We start from the raw sequence: 17,647 nt of genomic DNA on the forward strand, positions 1-17,647 counted from the left end.
TGACAGTTGACAGTTGACAGCTACCTCTACCTGGAAGGAAGAAGATTGAAGCAATGAATAGTCTGATTTTAATTTCTCCCTCAACGTATCTGATTCATTAACTACCACCAACCTAAAATCCCCAATCCCAAATCTAAACTTGAGTGGTGCGGGCTCTCGATAATAGGTAACTGGCGATCGCAACTGCGGCCACTAACAGCAAAAAAGTACACACCACCAAAGCCGCCCCGTACCCAAAGTCTAAATACCTCATCACCGTGCTGTAAATGTAGATAGAAACCGTCTCAGTCGCCCCAGCCGGCCCCCCTCCCGTCATCACCTGAATCAAGTCAAAAATGCCGAAAGCTTGGGCAAATCGAAACAGCAAAGCAATCACAATTTGGGGCATCAGCAGCGGCAAGGTAATTTGACGGAAACTCTGCCAACTACTGGCGCCGTCAATGGCGTGGGCTTCATACAAATCACCGGAAATCGATTGCAATCCCGCTAACAAAAGCAGACTGACAAACGGCGTAGTTTTCCAAACATCGGCTGTAATCACTGCCATCATTGCCAAAGTCGGATCTCCCAACCAGCTAATGCTCTTTTGAATCAATCCCAAGCGCAGTAAAATGTCGTTAATTACGCCGTATTGATCGTTAAAAATCCACGCCCAAGCTACACCCATCAATGCAGTAGGTAGCGCCCAAGGCAGCAGGGAAATTGTCCGCACAATGCCGCGCCCCGTGAAAGATTGATTTAAGACTAAGGCAATGCCCATGCCGAGAATTAATTCCAGCACAACAGAGGCAAAAGTAAAGACTGTGGTGTTGCTTAAAGTTTGCCAGAAACGCCCGTCGCCTAACATTCGACTGTAGTTAGCAAAGCCGGAAAAAACCAGTTTCAATTCAGTACCGAGGTTTTGGGTGAATAAACTCAGCCAAAACGCGCGCAAGATTGGGTAAGCAAATACTAGCAGCAGAATTATCAATGCTGGTGCTACTAATATCCATCCGGTTCTTTGTTCGCGCTGTCGCATCTTGTCTGATTGCATATTTTTTAGCCCTAATTTATCCCTCATTTACGGCTTTAGGACTGTCAACTGTCAACTGTCAACTGTCAACTGTCAACTGTTCAAGAAGCTTTTGGTTGTTTCAAACTTCCTAATAAATTGCGAGTTTCGCTAGCCGCCGCTTTCATTGCTTGTTCCGCAGTCATTCTCCCAGTAAAAGCTGAACTCAAATAGCGCTGCAAAATATCAGAAGCTTGAGCGTATTGTGCAATGGGCGGGCGCAAGGCTGGGCGTTCCACTACTTTTAAAAGTTGCGGGTAGTGGGGATATTTGGCGACTATTTCTTTGTCGGTAAATAGGGATTTGTAACTGGGAATTAAACCTGTTTCTAAAATGAATTTGCGCTGGGTTGCCTCGCTGGTGAGGTATTTAATTGCTTTCCAGGCTTGTTCTGGATGTTTTGATGTTTTGGATATTCCCCAGCCCCAGCCGCCCAAGCAAGAACCGCCTGTTTTACCGATACTGCTGAGCATTGGCTCGATCGCAATTTTGCCTCTCACTTTAGATCCCTCGGCATTTGCTAGCTTCCAAACATAGGGCCAGTTTCGCAAAAACAGCGCTTTGCCGTTTTGAAACAACAGCCTGGTTTCTTCTTCGCCGTAGGTAGTAACACCCGCTGGAGAGATGCCGGAGGCGATCGTATTTTTGAGAAATTCCACTGCTTTAATGGCCTCGGGTTTATCTAACCCAACTTCAAAAGTTTGAGGATTAGCCCAGAAGCCGCCGAAACCCGAGAGCACTTCGACAAACATCGCAGATACTCCCTCATATTGTTTACCTTGCCACAGATAACCCCAAGTTGCTTTTCCTTGTTGCTGTAAGTTTTGAGAGATTTTTACCATCTCTTCAAAATTTTTCGGTGCTGGAATTCCGGCTTGTTTTAAAATGTCTTTGCGGTAATAAAGCATTCCGGCATCCGAAGCGTGGGGAATTCGGTAAAGTTTGCCCCGATACCTTCCGCCTTCAACGTTACCGGGGATGAATTTTGCAAGTTGTTCGGGGGGAATTCTGTCGGTTAAATCCCTTACCCAACCTGCGGCGGCAAATTTGGGAACCCAAACGATATCCATGTTGATGATGTCGTAGGGCGATTCGCCTAAAAGAAAGGCAGATGTGTAAAGATTTTCTACGAGATTTGTGTCAAAGGGGCCTTCGACGAGGTTGATGCGAATATCGCGGTTTTTCTGTTCAAATTCTTTGACAAACGGTTTCCAGTTGGCAATGTCTTGGCCTTGCATTAACATGGTGAGCACAACTGGCTGCTGAGTCAGTGCGGGCAGAATAAATAACAGCAAGACGGCTGCTAATGTGACAGCGAATAAGGCTACAAGACGGGGGCGCTTTTGCCTTCGCTGGGGCGGGGAATTTATTTTGGGCATTGGCTTTTGAGATATGACTGTGCGATCGCCTTACTGATCTCATAACTCGCTTTCTTTCGTTTCGCGGGATTTACCGAGTTTGTGCAATGAAAATTTAAGTAAACTTTAGCTTACTTAATAATTGTTGAGTGAAAATTACAAATTTTGAGGTCACGAGTTCGATCGCAAGTTAAGTCAACATCTATCTACAGGCAGATGTTGAGAGTCTTGTCTAATATCGTTGACGCTAGCATTGATATGATTCAATCGTTGGGGCGGTGCGTGAGTAATAGTCTCGAAGTGTGGATGTAAAGATTTCTCGCCCTCACGCACCCTACCAAGAAATAATTCTTATTCCTTATTCCCTCTGTCAACTGTCAACTGTCAACTGTCAACTGTCAACTGTCAACTCTTCCTTCTAAATACAAAAAACACCGCTCCTCAAAATAGGAGAACGGTGTATAGGGGGTGTTATGGGTTGTTGTCTGAAACTAACCCTAACAAATCGCCATTTGCTCCGGGTAGGCCTTGTGATGGTTAAAAAATTGGCACAAACCCAGACACCTACCGGGATCGCGATCGACATTTACGATTAGCCCAACCATTCCACAACAGAATCTTCCTTAGTGTTGGTGCGACGTTCAGGGGTTTCGCGCTCGAATTTCATGTGGACAGCGCGGTTTTGTTCGCCGTCTGCTGCTACTGCAAAAATCGGATAGTCGATCAAGCCGTCTTGGAAAGACATCTGGAAGCGGAAAGTGCCGTCAGCATTCAGTTTGATTGGCTGTCCGCCTACGTAGACGGTAGCATCGGGTTCGGTGGCGCCGTAGACGATCAGTTCGGCATCAGCAACTAACCAGAACTGGCGGGGGCGCATCGGGGCGGCAAAGCCAACTCCCGATATACCGACACCGGAGGACATACCGAAACCGGACATGGTGAGGCCAGACATACCCACACCTGACGCAGTGAGGCCGGACATACCCACACCTGACGCAGTGAGGCCGGACATACCCACACCTGACGCAGTGAGGCCGGACATACCCACACCTGACGCAGTGAGGGCAGACATTCCTGCCCCAGCCCACATTCCAACACCGGAGGGGAATACGTAGGAACTCAAAGCTTGTTCGTGGATTGCGGATTGCTGGATCGAACCTGCAACGTGCTGCATGGAACCGAACATCGAACCTGCTACGCGCATCGATTCTGCCGATTCTGCCATGCCGAAGATTTGTTCGTAGATGGCGTTGCCGGTGCTGTAAGCGATGCCGTTGGTTGCTTGTGCGATTTTCTTGGCCGGGGGAACCAGTTCGGCGAAGGTTTGGCCGCGCAAGTCTTCTTCCCAGTCGAGGGTGATGAATTGGTCTTCAATCCAGTCGCTGGGATAGATGGGCGGGACTCGGACTTCTGCCGATCGCGCCAACACCAACCAACGGCCGTCTGCACAGCGGTAGCCAATGTCGATCGCATAATCGCGATCGCTTACGGGGATTGGCACGTACCATTCCCGCGCCAGTTCGTCGCAGGGATATTCTTGAATGCTGTGGGGGCTTTGGATGTCGAGGTTAACATCTGTAACGTCGTAGATCCGCAGGGCGAGTTGCTGTCCGCCTTGGCGGCGCATTTCTTGTTTGCGATCGTTCGGGATATCCCAGTAGGTGTAAGCCCATTCTGGATCGCGGGGCATCAAAACAACCCGGCTTTCGCCGTAACCGTTGGGCAAATCTGCTAAACCTTCATCTACAGACGCCAAAGAACCGCCTGTTCTATCTTCTTGACCTAGTTCAAACTTTGCTGCTTCCACTGCTTCTTGTGCCTCTAGTTTGCGAGATGGACTGTATGAAAACTTGTTGCGCTGAATTTCTTGAATTGATGCCAGAAGTTGCGATTTCCGCATCCGGCTGTAGCGAGAGACTCCACATTCGCTAGCAACTCTGCGGAGTTGTCGCAAAGTCATCTCTTCTAATGGTGGGCGTTCTTTTGCCATGAGTTTGTTCTCCACTAATTTGGATGGCGGGTTAGATTTTTCGATTCAACACTAATGTGTTGATTTTTTGAGTTAGAAACTCTTTTAAATACAATTACGATCGAGCTTCTGAATCTCTCCAACCTTTGAAGCCTTGCTGGTTTTTAGCTTGTCTTGTCCCCAATTGCGATCGGGGTTTTTGACTTATTGGCTTCTGCGCGCACCGTCCGATCTAAATAAAGCTTTATCTATCGATTCTTGATTGACAAGATCGATTGTGCGAGTGCGATCGGTGCTGCTAGCAACGCTGTGCCGGCAGCACACGCGCTATCTGACTCCCAAAGTTGCTCAATCAAAGCATTTCTTTGGGATCGCTTTGTCATGACTTAATGTTGCAGACAACTCCCGGTCTGGTCAAGGGGTCTTTTGCCTTAATCATGGGTACTTATACGCATTTTCGGGGATTCGGGGATCAATATGTCAGGGAATATTGATATTTTAGAGCGTCAGGGGATCGATGTTCGGACAAATATCAGGGTTTGATGACATATTCTGGGACGGGGCTGGTGATGGGTTTGGAGGGTTTGGTGGGTGAGGGCGGCCAGAAACCGGGTTTCTACGAGATTTTACGCATCCTCACGAGATATTCGTGAGAAACCCGGTTTCTAAATCCCGCGCGCAAACTTACGATCTCCATCCATCTGCTCAACCTCAGCAATAATTTCCTTCACTATCTCCGCATCGGGCGATCGCAAATGCTGTAAAATCTCCAAAGATTGCTGTAAATAATTCAAAGCTTGGTCAAAATCTCCCTGCGCTGCTAACAACTGTCCAAGCATTACGAAAGTAGCTGCTTTCCCTTGAACATCGCCAATTTTTTCCTTAAGTTCGAGAGATTGTTGATAAAATGCGATCGCCTTTTCTACTTCTCCTTGATTTGCATAGATTATTGCTAGACAGTGCAAAGTAGCAGCTTTCCCTTGAACATCGCCAACTTTTTCCTTAAGTTCGAGTGATTGTTCATAAAGTGCGATCGCCTTTTCTACTTCCCCAAGATTTGCATAGATTCCTGCTAGATTGTGCAAAGTAGCAGCTTTCCCTTGAACATCGCCAATTTTTTCCTCAAGTTCGAGAGATTCTTGATAAAATGCGATCGCCTTTTCTACTTCCCCTTTATTCGCATAGATTATGGCTAGACAGTGCAAAGTAGCAGATTTCCCTTGAACATCGCCGATGCGTTCAAAGATTTTCATAGCTTGCTGTTCTAAAGTAATTGCCTTTTCAATTTCCCCTACATTGCACTCAATAATTGCTAATTCATGCAAGGAATTTGCCTTAACATCGCCTAAATTTTCATCATCCTTCGCCAAACCTAACGCTTGTTCTAGATGATATTTTGCTGTTTTATATTCACTCCGACTGCGATAAGCAATCCCCAACTCATTCAAAACCCTGATCCGAGTTTTCAAATCCCCTGGAGTTTCCTCGCGCCCATTCGACGGAGTATATTCAATCAATAACCGTTTCAATAAATTAATCCGTTCCTGCTTTTCCGGTAACTCACAATTGCTAATTCCTTTGCTAGCATTCAGAGTTTGAGAAATCGCATCATCCCTAGTATTTGCCGGAGTTTTGAACACAAAAGTTCCCGAATTCCAGGCCCAGAAATCCGGCGCATAATTAGCAACTCGCGTAATCGCATAATCTGGCAAACAAAAAATCATTGGATGCCGTACCATAACCGGATAAGCATCTCGCACCCAATTAAAATCTACCAACATTGGCGGATATTCCCCCGTCATCCCGATCGCATTTTCCACTCCCCGCACAATGAAAATCAACTTTTTGTCTGGTTGAACCTTGACTGCTGGCAAAACCTTCAGAATTTCATCCATCAAAAAGCGCATATCAGGATCGGGAAAATCCCAAATCTCAAACTGCATCTCTTGACAATCGGGATGATTAATTAAAGCCTGAATAATCGCATCTGTATCCTTCGCAAAATTACAGTCAATAAATCCCAAATCAAAGGCATCATCGGGAACAATATCGACAAATGTCAGCAATTGGTCAAAAGATTCTTGATTGAATTCAATTATCCTTTGCTGGTGTATTTCAGGGATTTCCTTGGATTGATGCCAGGGCTTGTTGGAAAGCATAACTTTGTTTTACGAGTGGGTTGACATAATTCCACCGACTATTGCCGTTGTATTCCAAGACGGAAAGATTGAATAATAAATTTTGTCCGATTTCTTCTTTAGCAATATCTTTGTCGATGCAAACTCGCGCTAGTATTGTATAATATTCTGGTGTAGGAGTAGACCTTTCAAAATCAAATTGCTGTTGATTTAAAGCGTAAGTTACATCTTCAGCCAAAACTTTATTGTGTTTGCGAGTAATGGCCGTGCGACAAGCCGATCGAGTTATCTGCATCAATTGTCGCACATGACCGCCACTGGCTTTTGCCAAATCTAGCAACTGTTTTCGATCATCAAATACCGCACTAACATCAACTCGTTTCTCGATCAAACTGGCAACTCCATCTAATCTTTGCTGATTGCAATTTAAATCGCACTCACTGCGGTTAAATTCATAAATATTCACCATTGGCACGATGTTGGGATTGCTATCAAATAAATTGCTGACATTTTTATATGAATAAATTACCGAAATCGGCACTGTATAGATAATTGTACAGTCTAGTTCTTGCAGTTGAGGAGCATAATCAAAAAACAAATGATTGGCAACTCTTGGAGTAATGCGGTCTAAGTTATCAACAATCAGTAAAAATCCTTTTTGGTAACGGCCTGGATATTTGCGTATCAGCTTGTCAAAAGCATCTTTTAACAACAGATTCATATCTGTTTGCAAGCGGGATAGATTGCGCTGAAGAGTTTCGCGAATAACTTGTTTGTGTTGACTAGAACCTCGGATTTGACCGATCAATTTTGCCATCAGCTTAGAAATAAAGGGAATTTCTGCCCCTGCACTTGCTTCAGTTTCAATGCTAACAGAAGATTGAACAGTTTCTTCTGTTTCTTTAGTGACTTCTTTAAACCACAATTCAAAACTATGTAATAGTTTTGGATCAAACTTCAATCCTAATTCAGTTAACTCATCAGCTACTTTTTTGATAACTAGCAAATATAAATCGGTATATTCAGCATCAAGAACATCTAGTTCCTGATCGAATTCTATATAAATCACCCGATATTCATTTTCCCACCGCGACTGAATGCGTTTTAATTCTGTACTTTTGCCGCATCCCCGATGTCCGGTAAACAAAATTGTGTTAAATTCTCCCGGTTCTTGAAGATCCAAATCCGTGCTAACATTTTCGATCGCCACTGTGTTGCGTACTGCGGACAAATCTACATAATATCGGGCAATATCATCACCCGCTAGAGGCTTGACATCGCAAGCGCGGTAAGCTTCCTTGAGTGTTTTGGCGCGGTTGGGTGGGAGTGAAGTCATCGGATTTTAGATTATGGATTGTAGATGGAACCCACAGTTGACTGCGATTAGGGGCGATCGCAATGTGGAGCTTTTCAACCCCAATTCTAACTCATATCTCACACGATACTCAAAAAATGGCGATCGCCACCGACTGACCATAATTAATTATTGTCCTAAAAATCAGGTTTTCCAATACTTTTGTAAAGACAAGGAATCGCCAACGAACTGTTAAAAGAAGAAGTTCATCAAAGCGATATAGTGCTGGCTTTTCACCATCCAGACGATCGATCGCCCTTTGACAGATTTTGCTGTTGCCTAAACATTCTTACCTAGCCAACTCTAATTTTGGTTCCCGCTTGCTTAAATTGTAACTAGCGCTTTCTTCCAGCAATTGACGAACAAAACTAGGTTCTTCGGAGTTCAATGAATGCAAAATATCTCGATACAAACGACAAGCATCATCATCATTCAAAATGCGGTTGTGGAGAATTCTCGTCCATTCCGAAGCAACGAGCATTAATTGCGGTATAACTGTAACAAATGCTTGAATCTGTGCTGACACATCAAAAGATTCTAAAAAATGAATCAAACCGAACATGACTTCTGGCTGTTCGCAGCGATCGTCTAAAATCAGATGTAAATCTGGCAAATCTTCATTGTGAGGACGATCGGCAACTGAGGCTAAAGCATTTTCAAAAGCTGTCACTTCATCAGGCGATCGCATTAATTTATTTTTTCCTAAAAAGTTAATCCAAATATTTTCTTTCATCAGCTATTACCTTCCTCATCTGATTCATGGGGAACTGTCTAACTTATCAAACAGTTGATTAAAAAAATCCTCCGCTTTTTTCCCTTCCCCTCGATCCATTTGTGCCAAACCCAGTTTAATTCCCTTTAAACTCTCCAATAACTCAACTGCATCTAAAAGCTTCTGATAAGATTCAGCATCCTGAACAACTAACTCTGCTTTCCCGTTGACAGTTAAAACTAAAGGATTTTTTGTTTGCTTCAGTCGCTGCACAAACTCAGTCGTATTACGTTTGAAATCGGTGAGAGAATGTATGTCTCTTGAAAGGTTGATCATAATAATAACATTAAATTAGCATTCAATTCAATGCTACACCATGCCGACGGAGTTCGTCAATCAAATTTTGATAGCAAAAAAAATAGCGGAATCAAACGCGGTACTATAATAAATTAGAGCAATACATCAATCCCAAATCTCAAATCCCATGTCCCTAACGCTTTACAACAGCTTGACCCGCCGCGAATCACCTTTCGATCCCATCGAACCCTCAAAGGTGCGGATGTATTGCTGCGGCGTTACGGTATACGATTACTGCCACGTCGGCCACGCCCGCGCTTACATCGTCTGGGATATGGTGCGCCGATATCTGATGTGGCGGGGATACTCGGTGCGCTACGTACAGAATTTTACCGATATTGATGACAAGATTCTCGATCGCGCCCGCGAGACAAATTCCACAATGGAAGCCGTAGCCGAACGCTTCATCGACGAATATTTTGCCGACATGGACAAACTAAATATTCTCAGGGCCGATGAATATCCCCGCGCCACCCACTCAATAGACGGCATCAAACGGCTGATTCACGAGTTAGAAAACAAAGGCTTTGCCTATGCGAACAGCGGCGACGTTTACTACAGCGTTCGCAAGTTTGACAACTACGGAAAACTTTCCGGCCGCAAGTTGGAAGAAATGGCAGCCGGGGCTAGCGGCAGATTAGAAACCTCCGAAATAGAAGCTCAAAAAAAGCAAGATTCCTCAGATTTCGCTTTGTGGAAAAGTGCTAAACCCGGTGAACCTTTTTGGGAATCATCTTGGGGAAAAGGTCGCCCTGGATGGCACATTGAATGTTCGGCGATGGTGCGCGATTGCTTGGGCGAAACTATTGATATTCACTGCGGCGGTTCCGATTTAACTTTTCCGCATCACGAAAACGAAATTGCTCAATCTGAAGCTGCGACTGGCAAGTCTTTGGCTAATTATTGGATGCACAATGCTTTTGTGACTGTTAATGGCAGAAAGATGTCGAAGTCTTTGCACAATTTTATTACAATTCGCGATTTGTTGGAGGGGAATTGGTCGGGAGAACTTGAATCTGACCCCCCCCAGCCCCCCCTTGCTAAGGGGGGGAGTAAGAGTGAATCTGACCCCCCCCAGCCCCCCCTTGCTAAGGGGGGGAGTAAGAGTGAAAATGAATCTGCCCTTGCTAAGGGGGGGAGTAAGAATCAAGGCGATAAGTCAAAAGCGGTGGAACCGATGGCGGTGAGGCTGTTTGTGTTTATGGCGCAGTATCGCAGTCAGATAGATTTTACTGAAGATGCGATCGCCTCTGCTAGAAATGGCTGGAATACTATCAACGAAGGCTTGCTTTTTGGACTCCGATATGCCGATAAACTAAATTGGGATGTTGAGAAAACTGGACAAGATACCAAAGCTGTGCAGCAATTCCAAGCAGCTATGGATAATGATTTCAATACTCCGGCTGCTTTGGCTGTTTTGTTTGAATTGGCGAAGGAATTGGGTAAGGAAAGCAATGTTTTGGTGCATCAAGGCAAAACTGAAACTTCGCCGGAATTGTTGCAGCTTCATTGGCTGACTTTGGTGAGTTTGGCGGGGGTTTTGGGGTTGGAAGTGCAGCCGGAAGCTGACAGCGATGCGGTGGTTGGCGGTTTGAGTGATGCGGAAATTGAGGCGATGATTCAGCAGCGGAAGGATGCCCGGATAGCTAGAAATTTCGCTGAGGGCGATCGCATTCGCAACGAACTCAAGGATCGGGGCATTACTCTGATCGATCAAAAAGATGGCACAACAATTTGGCATCGCAGTTGAAATTCAGAGTTTTTTAACCGCAGATGAACGCGGATTAACGCAGACGAAATTCCATCCGCGTTCATCTGTGTTCATCTGCTGATATCTGCGGTTGCAAACTTCCATTCACAAACTCCGCAACAGCACTCACAAATTCTGCCGTAGATTCGTAGGGTAAAACATTGCGCCCCGGCATTAATAAACCCTCTGCGTTGGGAAAGTTAGCCAAATATTGCGCTATTCTTTCCTCTGGTTTTTCTTCCTTACCTGATTGACTGATGCTTGAGGCTTTTTCTCCCATAATAACGAGTGCCGGATTCATAAACTGTTGAATCGTGGTACTATAATCTTGCCGCCAAAAACCCGCTAAAAATGAGAAAACTGCATGACGGCTGTCAGGATTTGCCGCCCCAGCTTGCAAAGCATCCAACCATTCGCTGTCAACTTTAGCAGCATCGCCAAACAGTTGTTTTGCAGAAAAAGAGCGCAAAAATTTAGCGCGTCTGGCGTATCGATAAAAAGCGTTTCCCAAGGGAGAGTCTAACAAATTCCAGACGATTCTTTGCTCTCTATCTGTCGAATGTTTGTTCATCACCGCCCAGGCTGGAGGCCCGGCGAGGACTAAGGAATGGATTAAGTTAGAACCGCTTTTCTGCTGGATTTTGGCTAATTCCAAGGCTACACACAGTAAAGCACCTTGCACGAGGACGATCGCAGGTTTTTTTACTACAGTCTCCAAGAAAAACTGCAACTGTGCCGCCCAATCCTCAGGATAGCAAGCCACAGCGGGCATTTCGCAATCACCGCAGCCCAAAAGGTCGGGATTGTAAATCGGATTTGTGTTACCTGATTTGTACCAACTTTCGCAAAATCTATGCCAAAAGACTCTTGACAAACCAACTCCTATGGGATGAATTAATAACAAAGGTATGCTATCTTCTGTCGCAGTAGTTGGTTGATAAACATCATAAGCGCAGCGATATTTTTGCCATTCGTAAAACAGCGTTGGTGATTTGATAGACGAAATGGCTGATAAATCTTGAGTTGAATATTGTGGTTGCATATTATTTTTTTGTGCCGATGTTACTTTTTATTATAAAATGAGTAGGGCTGGGTTTTACCCAAAATATATGGGGTAACTCAGAAGATAAATAAACCCGCCCTGTGCGAGGAGATAAGCGCAACTACAGACCTTTATTATTTAATCATGTCTGAACAGCGGATTACAATTTCTATACCTAACTTGCTGCTCATTGTAGCATCGTCCTTGCTGCTAGTGCTGCTGTGGCAATTGCGGAGTCTGCTAGTAATTCTGATGATATCAGTCGTGCTCGCCGCGTCGATCGTCCCGATCGTCAATTGGGCCGAAACCATGCGCGTTCCCCGCTGGCTGGCGGTGATTCTGGTTTATTTAACTCTGATTGGCGGATTCAGCGGGACGGTAGTGTTAATCGGGCCGACAGTCATCGATCAAATACAGTTACTGGTGCGACAGTTACCAGTTTACGCCGAAAGTCTGGAAGTGGTAGCGACTAGCTTAGCCAGTCGCCTCACCGATGATGCACCTGCTTTGGTGAATCAGTTGCTGGACACTCAATCGCTGACAAATTGGCTGATTCGATCGAGCCAACAACTGGTTTTGCGATCGTACAGTTTAACAAGAGGCATTCTCGGCGGCTTCTTCAGCCTAGTTTTAGCATTATTTATTTCCGGGTACATGGTAGCGGACAGCGACACATTAATTAAAAGTTTGGTGCAGTTTTTCCCGAAACCTTGGGACACAAAACTCGCCGCCCAAGCCACGCCCATCGGGCAAAGAATGGGGAGTTACATTCGCGGGCGGGTGTTAGTTTCGGGGATTTTAGGGATATTTATCACCGCAGGTTTGAGCTTTTTGGGGATGCCGGAGTTTGCTTTGGGCTTGGGTGCGATCGCAGGTGTGACAAATCTGATTCCCTTCATTGGCCCGGTTTTGGGTGCAGTACCCGCCTTAATCGTCGCCTTAGCTAAGGGTGGATGGGTGTTGTTGTGGGTATTGCTGTTATTTGTATTTATCCAAAACTTGGAAACTTACGTACTAGATCCTTTGCTGGTTGGTTCCTCGGTTGGCGTGCATCCATTGTATCAATTGCTGTCTGTCTTGGGAGGCGTGCAAGTATTAGGAATTATTGGCGCGGTAATTGTGCCGCCTTGGTTTGCGGGAGTAGCTGCTTTGATTGAGAATTTGTATTTAAAACCGAAGCTGAGGAGCGAATATCGAGAGACAATAAATCAAGCTAAAAATAATTCTGACTTACCACCTTTGACACCTTCGGCGTAAGAGAGGGAGAGAGGGAGGATTTTACTGATTTTAATAGTTGTAGGGTGTGTCGCCATGAAAAATTCTTAACTCAATATCGACAATCTCAGGGCGACGCACCTGATACCATTCATTAAAATTATTTCCAGAAACACCAAACTCGTAAAAGGCTTATTTCCTCAAATATTGGATCGGGTGCGTCGCCCTGAGTTTATTTGTCAAATTTAAAGATTGTTGATGGCGACACACCCTACAAATAATCCGGTGCGTCGCCCGATCGATTATTTGTCAATTTTAGAGATGGTTGACGTATCCACACCCTACAAATAATCCGGTGCGTCGCCCGATCGATTATTTGTCAACTTTAGAGATTGTTGACGTATCCACACCCTACAAATAATCCGGTGCGTCGCCCGATCGATTATTGGTGAAATTTAGAGATGGTTGACGGCGACACACCCTACAAATAATTCTAATGACCAATGACTTAAGCTCGCACTACGGACAATGCCCCATGCCCCATGCCCCATGCCCCATGCCCCATGCCCCATGACCAATGACTAAGGACTAATTGCCACTTCAATGCGACGGTTGCGCTGCCGATTGATCTCAGAACTATTATCCACCGAAGGGCGACTTTCCCCGTAGCCGATCGCCACCCAATGATACTTCTGCCCGAGCACACCAGACAAATACTGCACCACAGCCTGAGCCCGCGCAAACGACACATTGCGATTTTCCGCCTCTTCAAGAGCGTCGTCAGTGTGGCCTGCAACCCGCACCGTCGCCCCCTCGTAACTCCGCAACTCCGCCACCAAATTGTCCAAAATCGCACTGGTACCCGCCCGCAGAGAAATGCTGCCAGTATTAAACAAAACATCGCTGGGCAAAGTTACCATCAGCGCATCCCCTGCAAACACTGGATTTCTCGTATTCTGTGGCTGCGCGTTACCATCGAGAGGGCTCGGCGCGGGTAAAGCCAGAGGAGGAGTTGTCTCCGTTGGGGTTGCAGCCAATTCCTGCGACATCAACTGCAACCGCTTTTCCAAAGTTTCCGTCGGGCGGCTGCTACCCAACTGACTTTCTAAAGCCGCTGTGCGCCCAATTAGCGCGTTGAGCTCGCCCTGCAACTTTCTTAAATCTCCCTGCAATTTCTCTCTCTGGGCGGGATTGACTTTCGACTGGGGAGTTGGTGTAGCGGTTGGTGCAGGAAGCGCTGGAATTGGCGTTGCTGGGGCGCGTTTCGGGCTGGAGGTCAAATTTTGAGTTACGCGCAGCAATCTCTCGGCGATCGGCATAGACGTGGCGCGTGAGGGATAAATTTGGGCGATCGCCATCCCCAAAACCCACGCAAAACCGCTGCCTACTCCCAGCAACAGCAGTCTAAAGATTAGCGACAGTAAAAATAAACCTTTTCCCCGCGACTTAGAGACGCGAGTCGGGGGGATTGAAGGTTTTTCCGTAGAATATCGCGTCATGGTTCCTCCCTCTCGGTACACATACCAGATTAATTTCGATACTATCCTATATATCCAATTTTAGATTTTGGATTTTAGATTTTAGATTGGAGGACAAATCTCAAATCTGAAAAATTCACCCGGTTTCTACAAATCTGGGGTTTGGCGGCACAGCATTTCCGACAAAAACCCGATTGCTATTCCCCTGCCTGTAAGCCTAAATCTGTTAGATAATACTGTAGAACTTTTGGCAAAAAAATGATGTCTGACCCTTTAAATAGCCCCTATCCCGTGCCTTGGGAATGGATTAATGAGACTCACGCTAAGGTGAGTTCAAATGCTGGCACAGGTATCCGCTACTATCGGAGTCCTTCCCTAGTTTCAACTAACGGCCAATACGCGGCTTACAGTCGAATTGAATTGCAAGTACAGCCGGAATTGTCGCGGTGTCGGGTTAGCAGCGTCATGTTTGTGGAAAATCTCAAAACTGGGGAACTGCAAACAGTGGCGGCTGCTTCGCCCCTGGCCGAAAGCGGAATGTATGCTAGCGATGACACAGATATGTCCGGGACGATCGCAATTTTAGTACCTGTTTCTTGGAATCAAGAGGGTTCCCGCGTTCTCGCCCGCGAATTTGAAGCGTTGTTCAACTCTTCCGATATGTCCGACTACGCGGTCATTTGGGATAAAAATGATAATTATACTTATACCGTTGCTCCGGCTCGCAGTCTTTACACCCATGCTGTATTGTTGGGTTGGAGTCAAGTTTGCCCGGGACAAGTTCTGTTCCGCGCCGGTCATTTGGGCGATCGATCTTGGCCTCTTTGTGCCGTCGATATGACTGGCCAAACCGTATCTGTCACCCAAGACAAACCCCTAGTTTTCGGCACTCAAGCCAGCACAGACTGGATCGAACCTAAAACTCGTTTCTAGATATATTTATGGCGGCATATTCTTTGATTTGGCCCAAAATTATTTTACTTTCCGGTCAATCTTTAGAGCAATTTCTTTTGACTCTGGGGATGACAGCTTTGGCTGTGATTTTCGGTCTCACAGCTTTTATTTTTGTTCGGGTTTTTGTCAATTGGTTGCAGGACAAGCTGGAGGAAAAACGCCATTTTCTGAAATTGAAATCACCCCTAAAAAACCGAGATTCAACTGCCAATATTGCCGCAGGTAAAAACGTTTTTTTAGAACCGCAATTTGTCGAAGAAGATTCCAATTATCCGGCGTTTTTTGAGGAACCAGAAAGCGATACTTTAGAAGAGCCGGAGCCAGAAATCGTCTGCGAAGATGCAGCAGCAGTTGCCCATCTCTACAACCCGATCGCACTTTGGCAAGGGCGCTTGATTTTGCCATCAAACGAACAGCGCCAGATTTATGGATCAGTTTTTTTTGAAGTGATCAATGCACCCAAAAAACATCAAAATTTCATTGGCAAAATAGCATTTTTGAAGTGGAGTACAGATCGCCAAGTACAATTTTTTGTCCACGCCGTCAGTCAAGATATCAGCTTCACCAAACAAACTCAAAAAAGTCAAAAATCAGGCAACATCCATCCAGATAGATTGAACGGCTGGCGCAATGTCGGCCCTTTAGAAACTCTAGCAGGTAGCAGACGCGAAGACAGCGTGACTGTGATGTTACGGAGACCGGTGATTGCCATCAACCATAGCAACAGCGACCCGCAAGAACTAATTATCGATCGCGAACCAGTACAAATTATCGGACGTTTCTGTGCCTTAGTCTCAATTTTACAGCGCCCAGAACCCGACAGCGACAAATTTATTGTCCGGCATTTGGGCCAAACATCCCAACAATTTGACGGCGCCGCCGAAATCATTCGGATTCCCCAAGTACAGCCAGACAAAAATGGGATAGCGAGGTCTACCAATCACCAAATCGAACAATCGCCATTAAATTCAGAGGGCTGGTACATTTACGGCGAAAGAGATGAAGATAATATTTTTGTTGTTCAGGCTATCGAACCCCGGAAAATTGCCCAATTAATCCCAGATGAAACACATTTCGGGTTACAAAAATCTCTCGCTTATTTAAAAGACCAAAACTGGTTAAATACTAGGGCGCAAAAAGGACAAGCCAAAAGAGTATTGTTGATGCCAAATGATGCTACAGAAAACGATTCTATCTCCCCTTGGGAAGAAGGAGATATCGGTATAGTGATTCACTGTTTCGGCGGTATCGGCGGCAAAGGCGGCGAACCGACACCGCTGAGAATTGTCACCGGACATTTTGCTTTTGGAGTAGCAAAAGTTGTGCGCGATCGCTTTACCCGCGAACTGCGTTTTGACATAGAATACAAACAAGTTTATGCCCACAATCCAGACGGCATTGTAGCAGGTTCCAGCAAATGGCAAAGTTACATGGGAGACTTGCAGCGCGGCTGGTTGGGCGATCGCCCGGTGTGCGATATCATCTGTAAATTAGACTGCGTGTGTTGCGACTACGACTTTGACGGCATCACCTTGTCGCCTTTAACTGAATTAAACCAGCAACTAGATATCATGATGGCGCGCTACCGCAGCGGAGACGGCACCGGCGCCAGTTTAGTCACGCCAGCAACTTCTTGCGTCCAAGATTCCAGTCAGGCAATTTACGCGACAATTAAAAAAATCACTGCGGAAATTGAGTCAAATCCTCAGATTCAAGACTGGCTGAAAACACATCCCACCGCCGCACAAACCGAAAGATTTAACCAGTTAATAGCCTTAGGAGAGAGTTTAGAAAAAGTATTAATTCCCCTCGGTGTTGTCCGTCCAGATTGGCGCAAAAATGCGAGATTGGCGGGTATTGATTCTGAACTGAAAAAAAGCTTTTTTGCTGGCATCGTGAATTCGTTCAAAGCTGCTATGAGTTACCGAACAATGCTGCCGAGGCGTACCCAAGATGCGATCGCCAAAATCCTCTTAAAACAAGGAGCTTTTTTGTGGGTAATTCGCACAAATCAAGTTGGTGGATGCGATCCAGACATTGAGCCGATCGCACCTACAGGACTTTGAGTCAAATTATAATATAAGAAAAAGACGGCGGTTGAAACCGCGTCTACACAAACAAATTCCGCCTCCGCGGAATGAAGAGAATTAATCAGATCCGGCGATTTTAACCGTCTTTTCTTCAACCCGCGGAGGCGGGTTTTGTCTGTGTAGACGCGGTTTCTAACCGCCGAGTCTTCTACGAATCCGGCGATTTTAACCGCCGTCTT

At 45.7% G+C, this 17,647-nt stretch carries 16 protein-coding genes; 5 read left to right on the top strand and 11 right to left on the bottom strand.

Annotated elements, in window-relative coordinates; translation table 11 throughout:
- Positions 1-133 precede the first annotated feature (133 nt).
- From JGK16_RS10030 to JGK16_RS10055, 6 genes are all read right to left on the bottom strand, one after another.
- Positions 134-1,033, bottom strand: coding sequence for a sugar ABC transporter permease (locus JGK16_RS10030; protein ID WP_293182579.1), 900 nt, complete (start codon positions 1,031-1,033; stop codon positions 134-136).
- Between the two features lie 80 nt (positions 1,034-1,113).
- Entirely contained in the window at positions 1,114-2,430 is a 1,317-nt protein-coding gene (locus JGK16_RS10035) for an ABC transporter substrate-binding protein (RefSeq protein ID WP_293182577.1), read from the bottom strand.
- 571 nt (positions 2,431-3,001) lie between these two features.
- Positions 3,002-4,399, bottom strand: a complete 1,398-nt coding sequence (locus JGK16_RS10040) for a DUF4912 domain-containing protein (protein ID WP_293203018.1) — start codon at positions 4,397-4,399, stop codon at positions 3,002-3,004.
- Positions 4,400-4,626: 227 nt separating this feature from the next.
- The gene (locus tag JGK16_RS10045; protein WP_293185226.1) at positions 4,627-4,761 is read right to left on the bottom strand and encodes a hypothetical protein; all 135 of its coding nucleotides are present in this window, start codon (positions 4,759-4,761) and stop codon (positions 4,627-4,629) included.
- Between the two features lie 282 nt (positions 4,762-5,043).
- Positions 5,044-6,537 (bottom strand): tetratricopeptide repeat protein, encoded by a 1,494-nt coding sequence (locus tag JGK16_RS10050; RefSeq protein WP_293203020.1) that lies wholly within the window; start codon positions 6,535-6,537, stop codon positions 5,044-5,046.
- Entirely contained in the window at positions 6,494-7,852 is a 1,359-nt protein-coding gene (locus tag JGK16_RS10055) for a P-loop NTPase fold protein (RefSeq protein WP_293185224.1), read from the bottom strand. Before JGK16_RS10055 ends, JGK16_RS10050 begins: the two co-directional genes overlap by 44 nt.
- A gap of 207 nt (positions 7,853-8,059) precedes the next feature.
- Between JGK16_RS10055 and JGK16_RS10060 the strand changes: the two genes are divergently transcribed.
- Positions 8,060-8,167, top strand: coding sequence for a hypothetical protein (locus JGK16_RS10060; RefSeq protein WP_293185228.1), 108 nt, complete (start codon positions 8,060-8,062; stop codon positions 8,165-8,167).
- Here the strand turns inward: JGK16_RS10060 and JGK16_RS10065 are convergent.
- Entirely contained in the window at positions 8,160-8,603 is a 444-nt protein-coding gene (locus JGK16_RS10065) for an Imm30 family immunity protein (RefSeq protein WP_293185222.1), read from the bottom strand. The two genes, JGK16_RS10060 and JGK16_RS10065, sit on opposite strands and share 8 nt — an antisense overlap.
- 24 nt (positions 8,604-8,627) lie before the next feature.
- Positions 8,628-8,918 (bottom strand): type II toxin-antitoxin system Phd/YefM family antitoxin, encoded by a 291-nt coding sequence (locus JGK16_RS10070; protein WP_293185221.1) that lies wholly within the window; start codon positions 8,916-8,918, stop codon positions 8,628-8,630.
- Positions 8,919-9,066: 148 nt separating this feature from the next.
- On the opposite strand from JGK16_RS10070, the gene cysS reads away from it, so the two are divergent.
- Positions 9,067-10,689: a cysteine--tRNA ligase gene (gene cysS, locus JGK16_RS10075; protein WP_293203022.1), complete on the top strand. Its 1,623-nt coding sequence runs from the start codon at positions 9,067-9,069 to the stop codon at positions 10,687-10,689.
- Positions 10,690-10,750: 61 nt separating this feature from the next.
- On the opposite strand, the gene JGK16_RS10080 is transcribed toward cysS, so the two are convergent.
- On the bottom strand, positions 10,751-11,731 hold the full coding sequence (locus JGK16_RS10080) for an alpha/beta fold hydrolase (RefSeq protein WP_293190432.1): 981 nt from the start codon (positions 11,729-11,731) through the stop codon (positions 10,751-10,753).
- Positions 11,732-11,875: 144 nt separating this feature from the next.
- On the opposite strand from JGK16_RS10080, the gene JGK16_RS10085 reads away from it, so the two are divergent.
- Positions 11,876-12,988, top strand: coding sequence for an AI-2E family transporter (locus JGK16_RS10085; protein WP_293185217.1), 1,113 nt, complete (start codon positions 11,876-11,878; stop codon positions 12,986-12,988).
- Between the two features lie 539 nt (positions 12,989-13,527).
- Here JGK16_RS10085 and JGK16_RS10090 read toward each other — a convergent pair.
- Entirely contained in the window at positions 13,528-14,445 is a 918-nt protein-coding gene (locus JGK16_RS10090; RefSeq protein ID WP_293196741.1) for an OmpA family protein, read from the bottom strand.
- 237 nt (positions 14,446-14,682) lie between these two features.
- On the opposite strand from JGK16_RS10090, the gene JGK16_RS10095 reads away from it, so the two are divergent.
- The gene (locus tag JGK16_RS10095) at positions 14,683-15,357 is read left to right on the top strand and encodes a hypothetical protein (protein WP_293203024.1); all 675 of its coding nucleotides are present in this window, start codon (positions 14,683-14,685) and stop codon (positions 15,355-15,357) included.
- An 8-nt stretch (positions 15,358-15,365) separates the two neighbouring features.
- A complete protein-coding gene (locus JGK16_RS10100) occupies positions 15,366-17,444 on the top strand; it encodes an abortive infection protein (protein ID WP_293203026.1) in 2,079 nt (692 codons plus the stop codon).
- Here JGK16_RS10100 and JGK16_RS10105 read toward each other — a convergent pair.
- Positions 17,390-17,647 (bottom strand): hypothetical protein (locus JGK16_RS10105; protein ID WP_293200983.1); only part of this gene is annotated, 258 nt, incomplete at its 5' end. The two genes, JGK16_RS10100 and JGK16_RS10105, sit on opposite strands and share 55 nt — an antisense overlap.

Source organism: Microcoleus sp. PH2017_09_SFU_O_A (genome assembly GCF_020738625.1).
Lineage (GTDB): Bacteria > Cyanobacteriota > Cyanobacteriia > Cyanobacteriales > Microcoleaceae > Microcoleus.

Bases quoted from the DNA above. Each gene is read 5' to 3' on its own strand.
- JGK16_RS10030 (WP_293182579.1), bottom strand. From the start codon at position 1,033: ATGCAATCAGACAAGATGCGACAGCGCGAACAAAGAACCGGATGGATA.
- JGK16_RS10035 (WP_293182577.1), bottom strand. From the start codon at position 2,430: ATGCCCAAAATAAATTCCCCGCCCCAGCGAAGGCAAAAGCGCCCCCGT.
- JGK16_RS10040 (WP_293203018.1), bottom strand. From the start codon at position 4,399: ATGGCAAAAGAACGCCCACCATTAGAAGAGATGACTTTGCGACAACTC.
- JGK16_RS10045 (WP_293185226.1), bottom strand. From the start codon at position 4,761: ATGACAAAGCGATCCCAAAGAAATGCTTTGATTGAGCAACTTTGGGAG.
- JGK16_RS10050 (WP_293203020.1), bottom strand. From the start codon at position 6,537: ATGCTTTCCAACAAGCCCTGGCATCAATCCAAGGAAATCCCTGAAATA.
- JGK16_RS10055 (WP_293185224.1), bottom strand. From the start codon at position 7,852: ATGACTTCACTCCCACCCAACCGCGCCAAAACACTCAAGGAAGCTTAC.
- JGK16_RS10065 (WP_293185222.1), bottom strand. From the start codon at position 8,603: ATGAAAGAAAATATTTGGATTAACTTTTTAGGAAAAAATAAATTAATG.
- JGK16_RS10070 (WP_293185221.1), bottom strand. From the start codon at position 8,918: ATGATCAACCTTTCAAGAGACATACATTCTCTCACCGATTTCAAACGT.
- cysS (WP_293203022.1), top strand. From the start codon at position 9,067: ATGTCCCTAACGCTTTACAACAGCTTGACCCGCCGCGAATCACCTTTC.
- JGK16_RS10080 (WP_293190432.1), bottom strand. From the start codon at position 11,731: ATGCAACCACAATATTCAACTCAAGATTTATCAGCCATTTCGTCTATC.
- JGK16_RS10085 (WP_293185217.1), top strand. From the start codon at position 11,876: ATGTCTGAACAGCGGATTACAATTTCTATACCTAACTTGCTGCTCATT.
- JGK16_RS10090 (WP_293196741.1), bottom strand. From the start codon at position 14,445: ATGACGCGATATTCTACGGAAAAACCTTCAATCCCCCCGACTCGCGTC.
- JGK16_RS10095 (WP_293203024.1), top strand. From the start codon at position 14,683: ATGATGTCTGACCCTTTAAATAGCCCCTATCCCGTGCCTTGGGAATGG.
- JGK16_RS10100 (WP_293203026.1), top strand. From the start codon at position 15,366: ATGGCGGCATATTCTTTGATTTGGCCCAAAATTATTTTACTTTCCGGT.